This window comes from Acinetobacter sp. ANC 5600 (genome assembly GCF_002018395.1).
In the GTDB taxonomy this organism is placed as follows: domain Bacteria; phylum Pseudomonadota; class Gammaproteobacteria; order Pseudomonadales; family Moraxellaceae; genus Acinetobacter; species Acinetobacter amyesii.
In genome coordinates this window covers 21,248-39,844 of the sequence record NZ_MVKW01000011.1, presented here as the reverse complement: position 1 = coordinate 39,844, position 18,597 = coordinate 21,248, and the positions used below count along the sequence as shown (strand labels likewise).

Below are 18,597 nucleotides of genomic sequence, written 5' to 3'. Positions count from 1 at the left end.
AGCTATTTTATGGAAGATTGCTTTTATTGTGCAATAAAATTGCTAAAATAAAGATTATTGTGAAATTTAGTGCCTTTATTGATGGATCAGATAGATAAACGCATTTTGCAAGCATTACAGCAAAATGGAAAACTACAAAATAATGAATTGGCCCAACTAGTTGGTTTATCACCTTCGCCGTGTTTGAGACGGGTTAGGCAACTAGAAGATGAAGGCTATATTGAGAAATATGTGGCTTTACTGAATCAGTCAAAATTGAATTTAAGTTTAACTGTATTTGCGCGGATTTGGCTAAAAGGTCAAGATGCAAAAACCGTGAATGATTTTGTCGCAGCGATTCAAACGATGCCTGAGGTGGTTGAATGTCAACTCATGGCAGGGGATTGTGACTTTTTCTTACGTATCGTCGTGGCAGATTTAGAAGCCTATCGAAAGTTTCAGATTCATCATTTAACGCAGATTGCCAGTGTGCAAAATGTAAAAACAGAGATACCGTTACAGGCCGTTAAACAAACTACAGCGCTTCCATTGGATTGATGGTCGTGTCTTAAATTAAGTTATTGAGCCTGATCATATTTATAACTTTGTTTAAAACTTCATCTATAGAAAGCAGGGTGCTGATTATTTTTTATCAAATGGTTAAGAAAATAACGTTCACAGGATTTTAAAATCTAAGCATAAACATGTATTTAGTTGAAAAAGTTAAAGCTGTAAATGAAGTAATGAATGCTGAATCATCTTTTATGAAAAAGTCGTGTGCAAGCGTAAAACTATCGTGCTAAACTAGGAGAAATCGGGTGTGCTCCCGATTTTTTTATGCGGATTTGTTCCGCGCTGACAAGAATTTAGGTTTACAACATGCCCATTTCAGAGACATGGTTATTACCTGATGGTGTAGCTGATGTACTGCCAGAACAGGCGCAAGTGATTGAATCTTTGCGTCGTGAAGCATTAGATTTCCTCGCATCTCGAGGTTATCAGTTGGTGTACACGCCATTCATTGAATACATCGAATCTCTATCTTCTCTTTCAGAATCGAATCAAGATTTAGACTTAGCCACTTTTAAAGTGATCGATCAACTTTCAGGTCGTTTGCTTGGTGTGCGTGCCGATATGACACCACAAGTGGCTCGTATTGATGCGCATGTACATCCTGTCGAAGGTGTAGCTCGTTATTGCTACGCTGGTACAGTACTACATACTAAGCCACAGGGTTTTAATACCACACGTGCACCTTTACAGTTAGGTGCAGAATTATTTGGTTCAGACAGCATTGATGCTGACGTTGAACTGATTGATGTCATGATCAACTTGCTTGCTAAAGCAGGTCATGCAGATGGTATCCATCTTGATTTAGGGCATGTCGGTTTATTCCGCAGCATGGTGAAACAAGCTGGCTTGAGCAAAGCAGTTGAACGTCAGTTATCTGACTTGTATCAACGTAAAGCTCTACCTGAACTTGCTGAATTCACACAAAGCATTCCAAATGGTGCTGACTTCTATACATTAGGTCGTTTTGCAAGTGATTTAGATGCGTTACAAGCAAATTTAAGTGCTGAAGTTTTAAATAACGAAGCATTTAAACTTGCATTTGATGCAGTGAAATCGACACAAGCCGCAATTCAGGTGCGTTGGCCAGAACTACATATTGGTATCGATGTGGTTGAACTTCGTTCATATCACTATCACACTGGTTTAATGTATGCCGTATATGCGCCAAACCGCGCTGCGCCATTGGCTCAAGGCGGTCGCTATGATGGTATTGGTGAACACTTCGGTCGCGCGCGTCCAGCGACAGGTTTCTCTTGTGACTTATATGCATTAACTGCAGGTCAAGTTCAGAAAAGCCAAGTTTTGGTTGCACCAAAAGGCATCGAAGCAGATTTATTAAAGGCAATTGAGGCAGCACGTACCGAAGGATTCAGTGTTGTTCAATTGTTAGGTAATGATGATTTAAGCTCAGCACCGTATGCAACGCACCAGTTGGTGAATGCAAATGGCGAGTGGACAATCAAACAAATTTAATCTCGGATGTGCCTGCGGGCACACACGTTTTTTCCAATTTTAACAGCATGATGCAATGAGGCTATTATGGGCAAGAATGTTGTGGTACTTGGTACCCAATGGGGCGACGAAGGTAAAGGTAAGATCGTCGACCTGCTCACAGATCAAGCGGCTGCGGTAGTTCGCTATCAAGGTGGACACAACGCAGGTCATACACTTGTGGTTGGTGGTAAGAAAACTGTATTACACCTCATTCCATCTGGTATTTTACGTGACAACGTATTGTGCTTAATTGGTAATGGTGTTGTTTTATCACCTGAAGCTTTAATCCACGAAATGGAAGTTTTAGAAAAAGAAGGCGTGCCTGTACGTGAACGTCTACGTATTTCTCCAAACTGTCCATTGATCCTTCCACACCATATCGCACTTGACCAAGCACGTGAGAAAAAACGTGGTAATGCGAAAATTGGTACAACAGGTCGTGGTATCGGTCCTGCATACGAAGACAAAGTGGCTCGTCGTGCAATCCGTGTTGCTGACTTGGTTCGTGGTGGTGCTCATCTTAAAGCTCAACTAGAAGAGCTTCTTGAATACCATAACTTCCAATTGACTCAATTCTTCGGTGTTGAAGCAGTTAAAGTTGAAGATGTGATCGCTCTATGTGACGAATGGCGTAAAGTCATCGAACCTATGGTGATGGACGTTACTGGCGAACTTCATGCTTACCGTAAAGCGGGTAAGAAAATCATGTTTGAAGGCGCGCAAGGTTCACTTCTTGACGTTGATCACGGGACATATCCGTATGTAACTTCTTCAAATACAACAGCTGGTGGCGTAAGCTCAGGTTCAGGTCTTGGTCCATTACACCTTGACTATGTATTGGGTATTACTAAAGCGTACACAACTCGTGTAGGTGCAGGTCCGTTCCCAACTGAACTTGTTTATGATGCTGCTAACGATGTTGGTGATGCGATCGGTAAACACTTGGGTACTGTAGGTTCTGAATTTGGTGCGTCTACTGGCCGTCAACGTCGTTGTGGTTGGTTCGATGCTGAAATTCTACGTCGTTCAGTAGAAGTAAACTCACTTTCTGGTATTTGCTTAACTAAACTAGACGTTCTAGATGGTTTAGAAGAAGTGAAAATCTGTGTAGGTTACGAAGCAGCTGATTCTGGTTGTGTAGGTTCTTCTGATGCGCTTGCATTTGAAACTTTAAAACCGATCTACGAAACTATGCCAGGTTGGTCTGAGTCTACTTTCGGTGCGAAATCACTAGATCAATTGCCACAAAATGCAATTAACTACGTGAAACGTTTAGAGCAATTGATTGAATGTCCAATCGACATCATTTCAACTGGTCCAGACCGAGATGAAACAATCGTATTACGTCATCCATTCGACGCATAATGTTGTTGAATTAAGATGTAAAAGCCTCGCGAAAGCGGGGCTTTTTTATATAACGAAGAATACAACTTCAAAAAAGTTGATTAAATTTAAATGATGGAAAAATAAAGATTTTGAAAAAATAAGCATAAAAATATTGAGTCAGTCAATTTTTTGTATATATTTGACACTCTTTATAAATAACTAGAGATCATGATGAATTATAAAAAATCTTTGGCATGCTTTGCCGTAGCAGCTTCTTTATCAGGTTGTACCACGATTGCTGATCTTGCAGGTGCTGATTCTGCATCTTTGAACTTACAGGCAACACAGTCTTATAACGCAATGCTGAAAGACGCTCAGACCAAACAAGTGCTCGATACCAAGTCTGCGACTTATCAAAAAGTAAACCGTGTTTTCTGGAAAATGAAACCATTTGCAGATCAGATGAATCAAACGGGTCAGGCTTTTGATTGGAAAGTTGCCGTGATCAAGTCTAAAGAAATCAATGCCTATGTTGCACCCGGCGGGAAAGTTGTTTTCTATACAGGAATCGTCGAAACCCTCAAACTGACGGATGATGAAGTCGCAGCAATCATGGGCCACGAAATGGTGCATGCCTTAGAAGAACATGCAAAAAATAAAATTGGCGCTTCAGCACTGACCAATCTTGCGGTGAGTATCGGTTCACAATATGTAGGCAATGCTGCAGGCGGCTATGGTGCAACCTTGCTTGATTTGGGTAGTCAGTTCGGTGTGGGCTTACCGTATTCACGTAATTTGGAAAGCCGCGCGGATAAAGGTGGCCTAGTGATGATGGCAAAAGCTGGATACAACCCAGAAGCAGCGATCTCGTTGTGGAAAAAAATGAATGCAAATGACAACAGTGGCAATGATGCACTGAGCAAATTTATGTCTACACACCCAAGCAATAATGACCGTATTGCTGCTATGCAAAAAATGATGCCAGAAGCACAGCAATATTATAAAAATGCGACACCTTCGAGTGTGCGTCGTTAATATCGGCTGTTTTCAAGACTAAAGTTGCATTTTAGTACGCTATACACATTGTGTTGAGTTGCTAAAATGCAATTTGAATTTGGAAGAGAAGTGCAGGATGCAAAAGAATATTTCGACCACCATTTTTTATTCTTTATTATTTGCGATGGGGGGAGCACCTACCATTGCCATGATGATTATTCGTGCCCAAACTCAAGACCCTCAATTGATTTATCAAGCTCTAATTGGTTTGTCGGTGATTATTGCATGTATTCTTGTACCTATAGTTTTGATACAAAATGCTGTCCTATTTTTTAAGCGAAAAAATGTGCAGTTAGAAGAAAAAATCAAGCCATTAATGCATGTGTATTTAGGCTTGAATGTGGTTTGTTTAATCTATTGGTTGGTTCTTCAATTTTCAGCTTAAAAAAATTACATAATTACTATTATAAGTCGCTATAACTTCGTTTTAAGCTCCGAACCATAAGAATATAATATCCATAAATTCACTTATATTTTAATGGTCTGGAGTATCCTTAATGAAAAAAATTATTCTAACGAGCCTGTGTATGGCCGGTGTAATGACGATTTCAGGCTGTGCGACAGTGGCAGATATGGCAGGAGCGGATACTGCTACATTGAACGCGCAAGCAACACAAAGTTATAACAAAATGGTGACAGATGCGCGTTCTAAAAATCAGCTCGATACCTCTTCGAGTACATATAAGCGCATTAATACTGTATTCCAAAAACTGCGTCCTTATGCAGACCAAATGAACCAAACGGGTCAAGCGTTCCAATGGCAATTGGCGGTCATGAAATCTGATCAAGTCAATGCCTTTGTCGCTCCAGGCGGTAAAGTTGTATTTTATACAGGTATCGTCAATAAACTGAATTTAACCGATGCAGAAATTGCAGCAGTTATGGGACATGAAATGGTCCATGCTCTTGAAGAGCATGCAAAAAGTAAATTGGGAGCGCAAGCCTTAACTGATCTTGCATTGAATATTGGTTTAAGTGCGGCAGGTAATAATGTCGGTCAATTGGGTACTGCGGCCGCGCAGTTGGGTAGTCAAATTGGTATAGGTCTGCCTTATTCACGTTCTTTGGAAAGCCGTGCAGACCAAGGTGGCTTAATGTTAATGGCACGTGCAGGTTATAACCCACAAGCGGCGATTACGCTTTGGGAAAAAATGAATAAGCTTGAAGGTGCGGGAGGTTCATCATTCCTGTCTACGCATCCATCAAACTCACAACGTATTGAAGCGATGCGTAAAAATCTACCCGCAGCGCAGCAGATTTATAATCAACGTCGTTAATTCATAAGAATTAATTATCCGTTTTAAAAAAGCAGGCCGTGGCCTGCTTTTTTGTATTTAATAGTTTGAAAAGTTCTTATATGGCATACCTATATCAGGCGCAATAAAAAAGGCAAAGTAAAAACTTTGCCTTTTTGCATTAGAGATCAGAAGATCTTAGTGGTGGTGACCGCCTGCACCGTGTACGTGACCGTGTTCAAGTTCTTCAGCAGAAGCCTCACGGATTTCAACGATTTCAACTTCGAAAGTTAAATCTTGACCAGCAAGTGGAAAGTTTGCATCAACAACAACGTTGTCGCCTTCAACAGCTTTAACTGTCACGATTTGAACGCCATCATCAGTTTGAGCTTGGAATTGCATACCTGGTTGGATGTTGTCCACGCCTTGGAACATTTGAGCAGGAACTTCTTGAACGAGATCAGGGTTGTATTCGCCATAACCTTCGGCAGCAGGTACAGTTACAGTGAATTTTTCACCAACTGTTTTTCCTAAAAGAGCTTTTTCAAGACCTGGAATGATGTTACCAGCGCCGTGCAAATATGCTAGTGGCTCACCTTGAGATTGGTCGAGAGTTTCACCCTCTGCATTAGTCAATGTGTAGTGGAAAGAAACCACAGAGTTATTTGCAATAGCAGTCATGTTATTGATCCATTCAATTTTTTAAGGGTTACATCATAAAGTGAAATTGCACTTTTGTAGACTAAATTTATCAAAAAAATGCAATTTTTAAATGTTTATGATGATTTTTTCATTAATCGGGGCAAATCTGTAAATTTCAATGCAATTTAATTTTAGGCGCAATTTTTCGTGTAACAAAATCTTTAGCCGTTAATAGTCCTGCATGTGCGTAGCCGTAAATTGTGGCTTGATGCATTCGATAAAGTGAAACGTACATTGATTTGGCAACAAAGCCTTGAACATTGACCTGACCTAAAAGTTCACCAACCGCTTTATGCTTGCTTAATGAGACTAGGGAGCCTTTGTCTGAAAATACGAACATTGGGAGTTGTTGACCACGGATACGCGCCTTTAAACAATCCACGAGAAATGACGCTTGTTGGCTAGCAACTTGAGCGCGTGGGCCGAGGACAGGCTCATCTGCACGCGGTTGGCAATGTGCACAATCACCAAACGCGAAAATATCTGGGTGTGCCTTAGTTTGTAATGTTGCATATACACTTAAACGCCCCATGCGGTCTTTTTCAAAGCCTTCAAGTTTAGAAATTACTTCTGGTGTTTTAATGCCTGCCGCCCAAACTTTTAGTTCGGCTTTAATTTTGCTTCCATCATTAAAATAAACATGTTCAGCATCGACTTTTTCCACACGTTTAGAGGTTAAGACCTCAATTTTCATGCGTTGTAATTGCTGCTGTGCATGCTCGGCCATTTTTTCAGGGAGTGCAGGCAGAATCCGATCAGCACCTTCAATCAAATTGATCTGTACGCTTTGAGGATGAATTTTATTTAAACCATATTTATAAAAATTATTTTTTGCTTCAACCAATTCTGCTGAAAGTTCAACACCCGTTGCACCTGCGCCAATAATGGCAATTTTCAACTCACGTGCTGTATTACTATTTTGTGCATCCAAATACAACTGTAAGAGATCTTGTTGGAAGATTTCAGCTTGTTGCAGGCTGTCCAAATAGTGACAATGTTCATACACGCCCGGCGTGTTGAAATCGTTGGAAACTGAGCCTAAAGCAAGAACAAGGGTGTCATAACTCAGTTGCAGTTGTTCTTGAGTAGATTCATATTTACCTTGTTGGACTTTGCTAAGCTGAATGGTTTTTTCAGCAGGATTGATATCTTCAAACTTAGCCAAGACAAATTCATAATGATGCTTCGCAGCATGCGCATAATAGTTAATTTCTTCTTCACTAACCGACATTGTACCTGCGGCAATTTCATGTAAGAGGGGTTTCCAGACATGCGTGAGTTTCATGTCAACAAGGGTAATGCGCGCTTTCTTTTTTTTACCGAGTAAATCACCGAGTTGGGTAACCAGTTCTAAACCACCGGCACCACCACCGACAATAACAATATGGTGTAACTTGGAGTGATCAGCGTTATTCATTGAATTACCTATTTTATTATTGTTGAAAAAAAGAAGATGGCACGAGTATGCCATCTTCTTTTTTGCACGAATAACGAATTGTCTTACAAGTTACATAATCACATCATTGACCTAAAGGGTAGGTTTTAACTTCTGCTGAATCAGTATTAAAGATGCTAAAAAGGCCTTTGATCCACATCATGAAACGCTCAAAAACATTGGCTTCTTCAATTTGTACGTCATCTTCAATATCAAAGGTATTAATCAGTTGGTTATTTTGATAAACCGTAACGGTCGCTAATTTCATCACTTCAGCCAAAGGCGCAGTAAGTTCTTTTTCCTTCACTTCAACACTCAATTTAGTCTGCGTTTCATGAAGTGGTTCAATGGCTTGAATTTGACCATTGCCGGTATTTAAAAGAATACGTTGCTGCGTAGGGTCAAACGCTTTTAAATCGATGGCATAAGCTTGATCATAAAGTGAAGTAGTAATCAGCTTAGGTTGTTGAGTTTCCACCTTAAACATTTTCAAGGTTGATTTAACCACAGGTAATTCTGCAATTAATTGCTTATCTTTGATTGCAACTTCATTACGTGTATAGGTATAAGCCAAGTTCATGAGGTTGTGTGCTACTTCTGCACGTTTTAATCCACTTTTTGCCCCTAATACCACAACAATCAAACGACGTTCTGGCGCGTCAGGATTCGCGATCAAACGGTTGGCTGTTAAAGCTAAATTATAACCTGCAGCTTTAGTAAAACCTGTTTTTAAACCATCCACGGTAGGATCTTGTTTGAGTAAAATATTAGTTGCATGGTGGAAACGGTGATTATAACTAAAACTTTGTTGTTTAGAATAATTCAAATAGTCAGGTGTTTCAGTCACCAGTGCTTGCCCTAAACGTGCAAGGTCAGCCGCCGATGAATAATGTTCTGGCATGGTAATACCGGCTGGATTTTGAAAATTGGTATCATTCATGCCCAAAGCTTTAGCTTCTTTGTTCATGCGTTCAATAAATTTTGGAATATCACCAGAAATGCGTTCAGCTAAAGTCACAGCGGCATCATTGGCAGACATGACCACAAGACCTGCCAAAAGCTGATCAACTGAAATTTGTTCGCCTGTTTTGAGATACATTTGTGATTCATCCCATTGAACCACTTGTACAACTGGGGTTGCGGTTAGGATTTCATTTTTCTTTAAATGACCTGCTTTAATTTCCTTTAGAGCAATATAAGCCACCATCATTTTGGTAAGTGAAGCAGGGGCACGCTGAACATGGCTATTATGTTCTGCAATCACCTGACCCGACTGAGGGTCTAAAATGGTCCAAGCTTCAGCTTCAACGGTTTCAGGGACAATATTTAAAAGGGCAGCATTTGCTATCGTGGAGCATAGAAAACTAAGCAGCGCGATGAGGTAGATCACGTGTTTCAATGAGGTTCCTTAACCAACCATTCCGTTGGTGGTAAAACGAAAAAATTTTTAGGCATGCTATGCCTTTTTTTTTCTGCTGACTAGTCATAATTGTAGACAATTACGACAGTTCCGCATTCAGTTGTAAAAAATGTTAATCTAATTGATAAGTTATCTTTTACTAATTTTATATCGCCCATTATGTTGCATTATCAAATCGAATTTGACGATTATCGTCAGCATCTAGTCCATGTCACTGCACGTTTTTTGGCAAATCCAACACAGGTGCTTTCTTTACCAACTTGGATTCCCGGAAGTTACTTAATCCGAGAATTTTCGAAGCATATCGAAGCTGTTCGAGCTTATGATGAAGATGGGCGTTTGTTACAAATTGAGAAATTTGAAAAAAATAAATGGCGCTTATTCAATACAGATCATGAGTTGATCACGGTTGAATATGATGTATATGCCTTCGATTTGTCGGTCCGTGGTGCTTATGTTGATCAAAGCCGTTTATACGTCAATCCAGCTTGCGCATGTTTAGGTTTAGTTGACCAAGAACATACAGCCATTGAGGTTGAAGTTTTCTTGCCACCCGAGTTAAAGCATTTCCAACTTGCGACAGGATTAAAGTCAAAAAGTTTAGTGAAAGGTCGTTATACCTTATATGCAGATAACTATGCTCAGTTGATTGATGCACCGTTTGAACTGGCGGAACAAACTCGTTTCAGTTTTGAAGCCAACGGCATTCCACACGAATTTGTGGTTTCGGGCAAACATGCCATGAACGCACAGCGTATGCAGCAAGACATCGAAAAAATTTGTTCGACAGAAATTTCTATGTTTGGTTCAGCACCATTTAAAGACTATACCTTTATGACCATGGCAACGGCGAATAGCTATGGTGGTTTGGAACATCCAAACAGTACGAGTTTAATTAGCCCGCGTGATGATTTACCAAAAGCTAATGAACCTGTAGAACCATCAGCAGATTATCAACGTTTTTTAGGTTTATGCAGCCATGAATATTTCCACTCATGGTTGGTAAAATTTATCCGTCCAGAAAACTTTGTGAATTATGACCTCAACAAAGAAGGCTATACCTCTTTGCTTTGGATTTTTGAAGGTTTCACATCGTATTATGATGATTTGATCTTGCTGCGTAGCGGTGTGATTAATCAGGATTCTTATATCAAGCTTTTAAAAGCACAAATTGATCGCTATTTGCAAAATCCGGGTCGTGAAATTCAAACCGTTGCTGAATCAAGCTTTGATGCATGGGTGAAATTCTACCGTCAGGATGAAAACTCAAATAATGCAGGTACCAGTTACTATAATAAAGGCTGCCTCGTGGCGCTGTGTTTAGACCTTGGCTTACGCCTACGTGGTTCAAGTCTTGATGCCTTAATGCGTAAGCTATATGAAAATGCACAAAATGGCATTCAAGTCAATGAACGGACTATTTTCAATTTATGTAATGAATTAACAGGTGATGATTGGTTAGAACAAATCAATCATTTGATTAATACTACAGATGAATTGCCGTTAGATCAGTTATTCCCTGAGTTTGGCTTAAGTTATACGCTAAAAAATGACAAATCATTGCCATTTGGTCTAAAACTTGCTGATAAGCCTGAAGGAATGTTGGTTCAGTCCGCTCGTCGTGATGGTGCAGCTGCAAAAGCTGGCTTGTCTGCGAACGATGTGATTATTGCAATTGATGGTCTAAAAGCAACCGTTAAATTGGCAGAAAAATATGCCAAGCAAGACGGAACTTATACCGTACTAGCATTCCGCCGTGATGAGCTGATGAGTTTTGAAGTGAAAGCTGCAGGTTCAGAATTAACTGAAGTTGAACTTAAAGTGGAAGATCAGGCTAAAGCGGAGAAGTGGTTGAAGGCTTAATGCAAATCTAATTAACTTGTTAGATAAAACCCATACACTCGTATGGGTTTTATTGTTGAAATTCTAATTGATTAGTATTTTGTCGGCATTTATTCTTGCCCATAGTCATTAAAACATTCATGTACTGAACGTATTAAATTACTTTAAAAATTTGAGCTTTAATTTCTATCGAATAAAATTTTTAATTAATAGATAACAGCTTTTTTTGCATGACATTTATAAAAACTCAGTTCTTGAGATTTTGCCCTCAAATCTTCTGCAAGTTGTTGAGTCACGATTTGTTCAATATGTTGAGCATTTAATTTTGGCTTGATATATGCAGCTTCAGTAATCTGCCCAATAGTTTTACGTTGTATTAATTCGAGATCTAAATAATTTTGAATAATTTCATCTTTTTCAGAATATTCACGACAAACTGAAATAACAATGCGACCGGTTTGGATTGATTCGGATAACATCGTTGCACTATCTTCAGTAACAAAAATATATTCACTTCGCTTTAACACATCGCAAATAGAAGTTTTAGAACAAGTATTCACAAGCTCAATATTTTTATCTTTTAACATTTGAATCACATGTTCTGATAACGCAGGTGTTCTACGAGAACATACGACTGACGCCTGAATTTGATGGTGATCTGCGAATTGAACAAATTGCTGAATCATCTCTTCAAAGTCTTGATGGGTAAAAGGGTACTCTTTTGTCGGTCCACCAATTAACAGGCATGCTTCATGATTCGACGGAATATGCGCTAAGCGAGTAATTTTAGAAGGTACAGCACCTGTAGGAATAATGATTTGTCTACCAGAATGATCTTCTGGAATCGTTGTAATAGTCCAATCAATAAGTCGCCAATTAAATTTACGTGTACCGCCTGCATAAATAAGTGGGATATTGAAACGTTGAGATAAATAAGCGGCATAAATTAAATTAGGCATACCTGAACAGACGATAACGTCGGTATGCTCTAAATTTCTTGGCAAGAATTTAAAGTATAAACGCCCGAGCGTGCGAAACAAATTCGGGAAATTAGACAGTTTCTTAAAAACGCTCACTGTACGCTTAGGTAAAGTAGGAATTGCAAACTGCTCAGATTGTAGATAAAAGCGCTTCTCAATCATTTCACTCACAGCGAGAGCAGGATTTAAATGTCCAATTCGGTTGTCATGAATAATTAATACTTTGCTTCTATTGTGTGTAGATGTGCTGCTCATTTTTGAAGTTCAAATAATCAACGTTTATATTGTTATAACTTATTATAGTGTCGAAATATGAAAATAATCTTAAATAATTGTTAGGTTTATAAAAAAATGTAAAGGCCTACGTAGATTGTAGGCCATTTTTGAAGCTTTTTATCAACGTCCGTTACGACCGCGGCCACGAGGGGCTTTAGTATTCGGACGAGTTGTGCCATTGGTACGGCGTTTGGGTTTTTCGCTCTCATCCATTTGCCAGATACGTTTTGTACCTGACTTTTTCACTGAGCCATCTTTATTCTTACGAACCATTGGCTTACCACCTGTACCGCCTGGTTTTTTCACATAAGAGCGCGAACGGTAAGGTTCTTCTGCAGGTACATTTTGAAAGTCAGGGTACAGTAAAGGCTCAATTTCTTTGGTTTCACCTGGTTCTAAACCCAATTGAACTAAATCGATGGCACCAATACGTGTACGAATTAAACGTAAAGTCGGGAAACCTACTGCTGAAGTCATACGACGAACTTGACGGTTACGGCCTTCGCAAATTTGGATTTCAACCCAAGAGGTTGGAATGTTTGCACGGAAACGTACAGGAGGATCACGATCCCATAACCATTCTGGCTGTTGCACTTTAATGGCTTTGGCTGGCAAAGTCATACCATCTTTTAGCTCAACGCCTTTACGTAATTGTTCAAGCGCTTCTTCTGTGATGTCGCCATCGACTTGCACTAAGTAGGTTTTGAACTTTTTATTTTCAGGATTGGTGATGTACTGATTTAAACCACCATGATCGGTTAAAAATACCAAACCTTCGGAGTCCATATCTAAACGACCTGCAATACGTAGACTAGGATCGTCCACGAAGTCAGATATGGTCATATGCGCTTCGTCTTTACGGAATTGGGAGAGCACGTCATATGGCTTGTTTAAGATGACGATTTTCATAGGAAATAACTTCTATTAAATACAATAATTCAAATTGGTTAAGATTTATTCAATAGGGAAATGCAGTTATTTCCCATCTAAATCTCAAAAAAGGTAGATTTGCTTTAGAGTATTATGCGTGAAGCGCAATTAAAAGTCTTATCAAACAGCAATTATTTTTTCACTCGCTTCTCAGGGAGGATCATAAAAATGGGTTATCAAAAGATCGTCGTTCCAGTGGATGGGACAAAAATTACAGTAAATTCAGACTTATCATTCAATGTTCCCAATAATCCAATTATTCCATTTATTGAAGGCGATGGTATTGGTGTTGATATCACTCCAGTGATGAAAACCGTGGTGAATGCCGCAGTACAAAAAGCTTATGGTGGAAAACGTGCCATAGAATGGATGGAAGTCTATTGTGGTGAAAAAGCCAATAAAATTTATGGCACCTATATGCCCGAAGAAACCTTTGAGGCTTTACGCGAATTTGTGGTTTCAATTAAAGGGCCGTTAACGACGCCTGTCGGTGGCGGTATTCGTTCGCTAAATGTTGCACTACGTCAAGAATTAGATCTCTACGTCTGTGTGCGCCCAGTACGTTGGTTTAAGGGCGTTCCTTCACCTGTTCAGCATCCTGAACGTACAGACATGGTGATCTTCCGAGAGAACTCAGAAGATATTTACGCAGGGATCGAATGGAAAGCAGATTCGCCTGAAGCCAAGAAAATGATCAAATTTCTCAAAGAGGAAATGGGCGTCACTAAGATTCGCTTTGAGGAAAATTGCGGTATCGGTATTAAGCCTGTATCTAAAGAAGGTTCTCAGCGTTTGGTTCGGAAAGCTATTCAATTCGCCATTGATAACGATAAGCCGAATGTCACCTTAGTGCATAAAGGCAATATCATGAAATATACCGAAGGTGCGTTTAAAGAGTGGGGTTATGAAGTCGCACTTGAGCGCTTTGGTGGTGAATTGCTAGATGGAGGTCCTTGGGTCAAAATAAAAAATCCGAAAACTGGCAAAGAGATCGTGATTAAAGATGCGATCGCAGACGCTTTTTTACAGCAGATTCTGATGCGTCCGACCGATTATTCAGTCATTGCTACCCTAAATTTAAACGGTGACTATATTTCAGATGCTTTGGCGGCCGAAGTTGGCGGTATTGGTATTGCACCGGGTGCCAATATTGGTGGCGCTGTGCAAGTATATGAAGCGACACATGGCACAGCGCCTAAATATGCGGGTCAAGATAAAGTAAACCCAGGTTCTATTATTCTGTCTGCAGAAATGTTGCTGCGAAATATGGGCTGGACAGAAGCTGCAGATCTAATTATTAAAGGTATTGCAGGGGCGATTGAAGCCAAAACAGTGACCTATGATTTTGAACGACTCATGCAAGGTGCAAAACTCTTGCGTTGTTCGGAGTTTGGACAAGCCATCATTGAGCATATGGACTAACTTTATTTGCCAATCTAGGTGTAAAAAATGCTAGGTGAAAAAAGGACTGAATGATTCAGTTCTTTTTTAGGACTAAACATTAAAAACACAGAATCATAGCTTCTCAATACCATTCAAAAAACAGCACTCAAAAGGTGACTTCATGCAATCAATCAGATGGTCTGGCATGCTTGTCATGTTACTAAAAGTTTAAAACCACACTATTCGAGTGAACTTAAGTAATGCAGAAAATAGAGGGGGATTGATTTCAAATTAATTATTCTCCAGAAATTTTACAATGACGTAATTCGAAACATTTATCGGGTTGGTTCCATGAAAATTAGCGGTACATTGGTTGTTGTCCTTTAGTAGATGTACATCTAGTAACAGTACATTGTGACACTTATGATGATATGGAGAAATGAAATGTCTCGTAAACAGCATCAACAAAACCAACAAACTGATCAACAGCTGCAAAATGATCAGCAACAGCAACAGCAACAGCAACAGCAACAGCAACAAGACCAAAAGAAACAGAAACAACAGCCGCATCAACGAAATCAGCGTCAACAACATCGTTAATAGGCGAAATACTTTGTGAATCAAAGTTCATTTGGCCGAATGGTTGTTAATTGATCGAAATTTAAGTTTTATACGTAGACGAGAAGGAGATGAATTTGTCTAAGAAAACCAAATCACTTAAAAAGGAAATTAAAGCGAGGTTGAACAAAATTTCAAAGCATAATTCTGCTTTGAAAAAGTTAAAGAAAAAGCTGAAAAAAGCTTAGTCCATTCACGATTTATCAAAAAGAAAAGACCTATTTAAATAGGTCTTTTCTTTATATACATGATTGGTGATGTAGTTGAATGTCTTGTGATCTACCTAGACGAGATGCTTACTTAATTTTGCTGTTCGAGTGAACCAAAAGAGTTGCATTGTTCCAATGCAGAGTACGCATGCGGCCAAAATAAATTGCTGTGAATAATCAATACCAATTCGCTGTAAAAAACTAAAGCTTAAACCACCGATCAATTGAATAGATGCAAAGCACAGAGTTGCAATGCTCCAGAGCTTTTTATAGGCGCTACCATAGATTTGCAAAATGGTATAAGAGGTGAGAAAAACCACTGCTGGATTGAGCAAGCCTGTCGCAAAAGAAGATAAAAAAGTAAAAAGTGGATGGATATTAATAATCGCTATAAAAATCGCGAAGACATAACAGCTATATAAAATTTTAAGAGCGCTAATATTTCCCAGTTTTTGTGCTAGGCAGTAAGCAACAAATGCCCCTAAAGCACTCCCTAGACCATATAAAATCCAATTGAAATTGATCCCGATCGGGCTGAGGTGTAGGGTGTGAGTTAAATAGTCAATCCAAAATAATGAATGCGGCACGTAAGCAAAAGCACTGGTGCTATACACGATTAAGAGACAATAGAAAATTTCGTCGACTTTATGTTCTACAGCTGGAATTGCAGTGAGTGTTGTGAGCTGTGATTTAAAACTCTTCAAAAGCACGCTGATTAAAATACAAATCAGGGCTGAAAAAGAAAACAAAATCAACCAAGCCCACATTGTCGAAATATCTTGGATGTAAGGCAAAAATAGCGTTGCCATTAACACCCCTAAGCCAATACCACTGAAACCAATAAAGTTGATTTTAAAGCGGTCTTGAAGTTGTGAACATTGGGCCACGACACTTGGGGAGAGGATCATTAGTAAGCCGCCGCTGATCCCTGAAATAACGCGCCAAGTGCTATACCAAAGTTCTGAAAAACCTGAAAATGCACAACTGAGTAAACTGAGTGTCCCTGCAATAGCTGCGAGTTGGATGTAGCTCACCATACTTTTATTTTGGGGTAATTTCATGGCCCAAAATGCACCGATCAAGTAGCCGAGCAAATTGGCACTGCCTAAGATGCTGGCAAAACTTGGGCTCCAACCAAATGCTTCACGGGTTGAAGGGAGGAGTGCGGTATAGGAAAAACGTAATATCCCGATGCCTAGGCACATGCTTAGACAGAGAAATAGGCTCAGTTTAATTTTGTTAGAGAACATCCTGTACTCATGTATTTTTATGATTGGTTAAAAAATAACATGAATAGGCTATAGAAAAATCAACAGATCTTAAAGTTTTGACTAAGGTCTAAGCTAAAAATTAATTCTTAAAAACTTAACTATTCAAAAAGATAGCTGTGGTGTGCGTACAGTAAGAAATCAAATTTAAAGATACAGTAATAAAAAACCGTACATGGCGTACGGTTTTTTATTTTTAAAGCACTTATGAATTAACGCATTTTCGCCAAGAAACGACCTAAACGAGTGAGTGCTTCACGTAGTTCATTTTCAGCAGGCAAGAACACCACACGGAAATGATCAGGTGTCGGCCAGTTAAAACCTGTACCTTGAACCAAAAGTACTTTTTCAGCACGGAGGAAATCTAACATGAATTTCTCATCGTCTTGGATTGGGTAAATTTCAGGATCCAATTTAGGGAAGCAGTACATAGCACCCTCTGGTTTCACACAAGATACACCCGGAATATCATTCAACATTTCCCAAGCAATGTTGCGTTGTTCATATAAACGACCGCCCGGACGGATGAGATCATTAATCGATTGATAACCGCCTAAAGCTGTTTGAATCGCATATTGCGCTTGGTGGTTGGCACAGAGACGCATCGACGCCAGCATGTCCAAACCTTCAATGTAGTCTAGCGCACGTGATTTATCGCCTGTAATTGTCATCCAGCCCGAACGGTAACCGGCAATTCGATATGCTTTAGATAAGCCATTGAAAGAAATACACAGCTGATCGCCTGACAATGACGCAACAGAAACATGTTCAATACTGTCATAAACGATCTTGTCGTAAATTTCGTCAGCAAACAAAATTAAGTCGTATTTCTTCGCAAGAGCCACAATTTGCTCAAGCACATGACGTGGGTAAACTGCACCTGTTGGGTTGTTCGGGTTAATCACCACGATACCGCGAGTATTCGGAGTGATTTTACTTTCCATGTCGGCAATATCTGGATACCAGAAATTTTCTTCATCACATTTATAGTGAATAGCAGTACCGCCAGAAAGGTTAACTGCCGCTGTCCAAAGCGGATAATCTGGCATAGGCACTAGCATTTCATCGCCATCGTCGAGCAAGCCTTGCATTGCCATCACAATCAGTTCAGATACGCCATTTCCGACATACACATCATTGACGTGCATGTTTAAGATGCCTTTTTGTTGATAATACTGACAAATCGCTTTACGCGCAGGGAAGATGCCTTTTGAGTCGGTATAACCAATTGCATTAGGCAGGTTGAGTGCCACGTCGTTAATAATTTCTTGAGGTGCTTCAAAACCAAAAGGAGCAGGGTTACCAATATTTAATTTAATAATTTTATGGCCAGCCTCTTCCATCTCATTGGCCGCTCGTAACACAGGTCCGCGAATGTCGTAGCAAACATGCTCGAGCTTAGACGATTTCTTAATTTCGCGTGGGGTGTTAAAGGTATTCGGCATTTTTATATTCTCGGAAAGAGTGGAGGTCACTTTTGCATAACGGTATAAATAGCTTTTAAATGTCTCGGTCGTTACTAAATCGAGATGATGTTCGTCTCTGAGTAAAGCAACTATTTTTTCATGCGTAAACCCTGCCTGTTGATATTGTTTGATCACGGGCAGCAGATTTTTAAAAATTACGCTCTTTTTCTGCGACATTTTTTAATCCTGAGCAAGAGTAGCGCTAAGATTATCACTAAAGGTGCTCACAAAAAAGCATTTAATTTTGTATTTTGCTCACCACGATTTTATATTTGCTTACTTTTTGCTTTTTGGGTCATTATATAGATTTTGTAAATTGTTGAATAAAGACTAGAAATTTAAGATTGAATGACGTAAATATAGGATTATCCTATTTTAAATACCACGATATAAAGGGACGTCATC

16 protein-coding genes are annotated in these 18,597 nt (G+C 39.5%); 9 read left to right on the top strand and 7 right to left on the bottom strand.

The features are described 5' to 3' along the window. Window positions 1-81: 81 nt before the first annotated feature. The 6 genes from B1201_RS15905 (at window position 82) to B1201_RS15880 (ending at window position 5,705) form a co-directional block, all read left to right on the top strand. A complete protein-coding gene (locus tag B1201_RS15905) occupies window positions 82-537 on the top strand; it encodes an Lrp/AsnC family transcriptional regulator (protein ID WP_078194390.1) in 456 nt (151 codons plus the stop codon). A 321-nt stretch (window positions 538-858) separates the two neighbouring features. Beyond that, a complete protein-coding gene (locus B1201_RS15900) occupies window positions 859-2,025 on the top strand; it encodes an ATP phosphoribosyltransferase regulatory subunit (RefSeq protein ID WP_078194388.1) in 1,167 nt (388 codons plus the stop codon). A gap of 66 nt (window positions 2,026-2,091) precedes the next feature. After that, window positions 2,092-3,411: an adenylosuccinate synthase gene (locus tag B1201_RS15895; protein ID WP_078189071.1), complete on the top strand. Its 1,320-nt coding sequence runs from the start codon at window positions 2,092-2,094 to the stop codon at window positions 3,409-3,411. Between the two features lie 192 nt (window positions 3,412-3,603). Then, complete coding sequence (locus tag B1201_RS15890; RefSeq protein WP_078194387.1) at window positions 3,604-4,407, top strand: M48 family metallopeptidase; 804 nt, start codon at window positions 3,604-3,606, stop codon at window positions 4,405-4,407. A gap of 97 nt (window positions 4,408-4,504) precedes the next feature. Continuing rightward, window positions 4,505-4,813 carry a hypothetical protein gene (locus tag B1201_RS15885; protein WP_078194385.1) on the top strand — a complete coding sequence of 103 codons (309 nt, stop codon included), beginning with the start codon at window positions 4,505-4,507 and terminating at the stop codon, window positions 4,811-4,813. Window positions 4,814-4,925: 112 nt separating this feature from the next. After that, window positions 4,926-5,705 carry a M48 family metallopeptidase gene (locus tag B1201_RS15880; protein WP_078194384.1) on the top strand — a complete coding sequence of 260 codons (780 nt, stop codon included), beginning with the start codon at window positions 4,926-4,928 and terminating at the stop codon, window positions 5,703-5,705. Between the two features lie 156 nt (window positions 5,706-5,861). Here B1201_RS15880 and B1201_RS15875 read toward each other — a convergent pair whose 3' ends face one another. From B1201_RS15875 to B1201_RS15865, 3 genes are all read right to left on the bottom strand, one after another. Then, window positions 5,862-6,344 (bottom strand): FKBP-type peptidyl-prolyl cis-trans isomerase, encoded by a 483-nt coding sequence (locus B1201_RS15875; RefSeq protein WP_078194383.1) that lies wholly within the window; start codon window positions 6,342-6,344, stop codon window positions 5,862-5,864. A 136-nt stretch (window positions 6,345-6,480) separates the two neighbouring features. Further along, on the bottom strand, window positions 6,481-7,782 hold the full coding sequence (locus B1201_RS15870; RefSeq protein WP_078194382.1) for an NAD(P)/FAD-dependent oxidoreductase: 1,302 nt from the start codon (window positions 7,780-7,782) through the stop codon (window positions 6,481-6,483). A 103-nt stretch (window positions 7,783-7,885) separates the two neighbouring features. After that, window positions 7,886-9,199, bottom strand: coding sequence for a D-alanyl-D-alanine carboxypeptidase PBP6B (locus tag B1201_RS15865; protein ID WP_078194380.1), 1,314 nt, complete (start codon window positions 9,197-9,199; stop codon window positions 7,886-7,888). 180 nt (window positions 9,200-9,379) lie between these two features. Between B1201_RS15865 and B1201_RS15860 the strand changes: the two genes are divergently transcribed. Continuing rightward, a complete protein-coding gene (locus B1201_RS15860) occupies window positions 9,380-11,083 on the top strand; it encodes a M61 family metallopeptidase (RefSeq protein ID WP_078194379.1) in 1,704 nt (567 codons plus the stop codon). Between the two features lie 185 nt (window positions 11,084-11,268). Here the strand turns inward: B1201_RS15860 and B1201_RS15855 are convergent, their stop codons facing one another. Both B1201_RS15855 and B1201_RS15850 read right to left on the bottom strand, forming a co-directional pair. Continuing rightward, on the bottom strand, window positions 11,269-12,297 hold the full coding sequence (locus tag B1201_RS15855; protein WP_078194377.1) for an ELM1/GtrOC1 family putative glycosyltransferase: 1,029 nt from the start codon (window positions 12,295-12,297) through the stop codon (window positions 11,269-11,271). A 141-nt stretch (window positions 12,298-12,438) separates the two neighbouring features. After that, window positions 12,439-13,227 carry an rRNA large subunit pseudouridine synthase E gene (locus tag B1201_RS15850; protein ID WP_078194376.1) on the bottom strand — a complete coding sequence of 263 codons (789 nt, stop codon included), beginning with the start codon at window positions 13,225-13,227 and terminating at the stop codon, window positions 12,439-12,441. Between the two features lie 189 nt (window positions 13,228-13,416). Here B1201_RS15850 and icd point away from each other — a divergent pair, with 189 nt between their 5' ends. Together icd and B1201_RS17020 are read left to right on the top strand one after the other, a co-directional pair. Further along, the gene (gene icd / locus B1201_RS15845) at window positions 13,417-14,670 is read left to right on the top strand and encodes an NADP-dependent isocitrate dehydrogenase (protein WP_078194375.1); all 1,254 of its coding nucleotides are present in this window, start codon (window positions 13,417-13,419) and stop codon (window positions 14,668-14,670) included. 405 nt (window positions 14,671-15,075) lie between these two features. Continuing rightward, the gene (locus B1201_RS17020; RefSeq protein WP_171263821.1) at window positions 15,076-15,231 is read left to right on the top strand and encodes a hypothetical protein; all 156 of its coding nucleotides are present in this window, start codon (window positions 15,076-15,078) and stop codon (window positions 15,229-15,231) included. Window positions 15,232-15,532: 301 nt separating this feature from the next. On the opposite strand, the gene B1201_RS15840 is transcribed toward B1201_RS17020, so the two are convergent. Together B1201_RS15840 and B1201_RS15835 are read right to left on the bottom strand one after the other, a co-directional pair. Continuing rightward, on the bottom strand, window positions 15,533-16,708 hold the full coding sequence (locus B1201_RS15840; RefSeq protein ID WP_078194373.1) for a YbfB/YjiJ family MFS transporter: 1,176 nt from the start codon (window positions 16,706-16,708) through the stop codon (window positions 15,533-15,535). A gap of 230 nt (window positions 16,709-16,938) precedes the next feature. Further along, entirely contained in the window at window positions 16,939-18,369 is a 1,431-nt protein-coding gene (locus B1201_RS15835; protein ID WP_078194372.1) for a pyridoxal phosphate-dependent aminotransferase, read from the bottom strand. Window positions 18,370-18,597 lie beyond the last annotated feature (228 nt).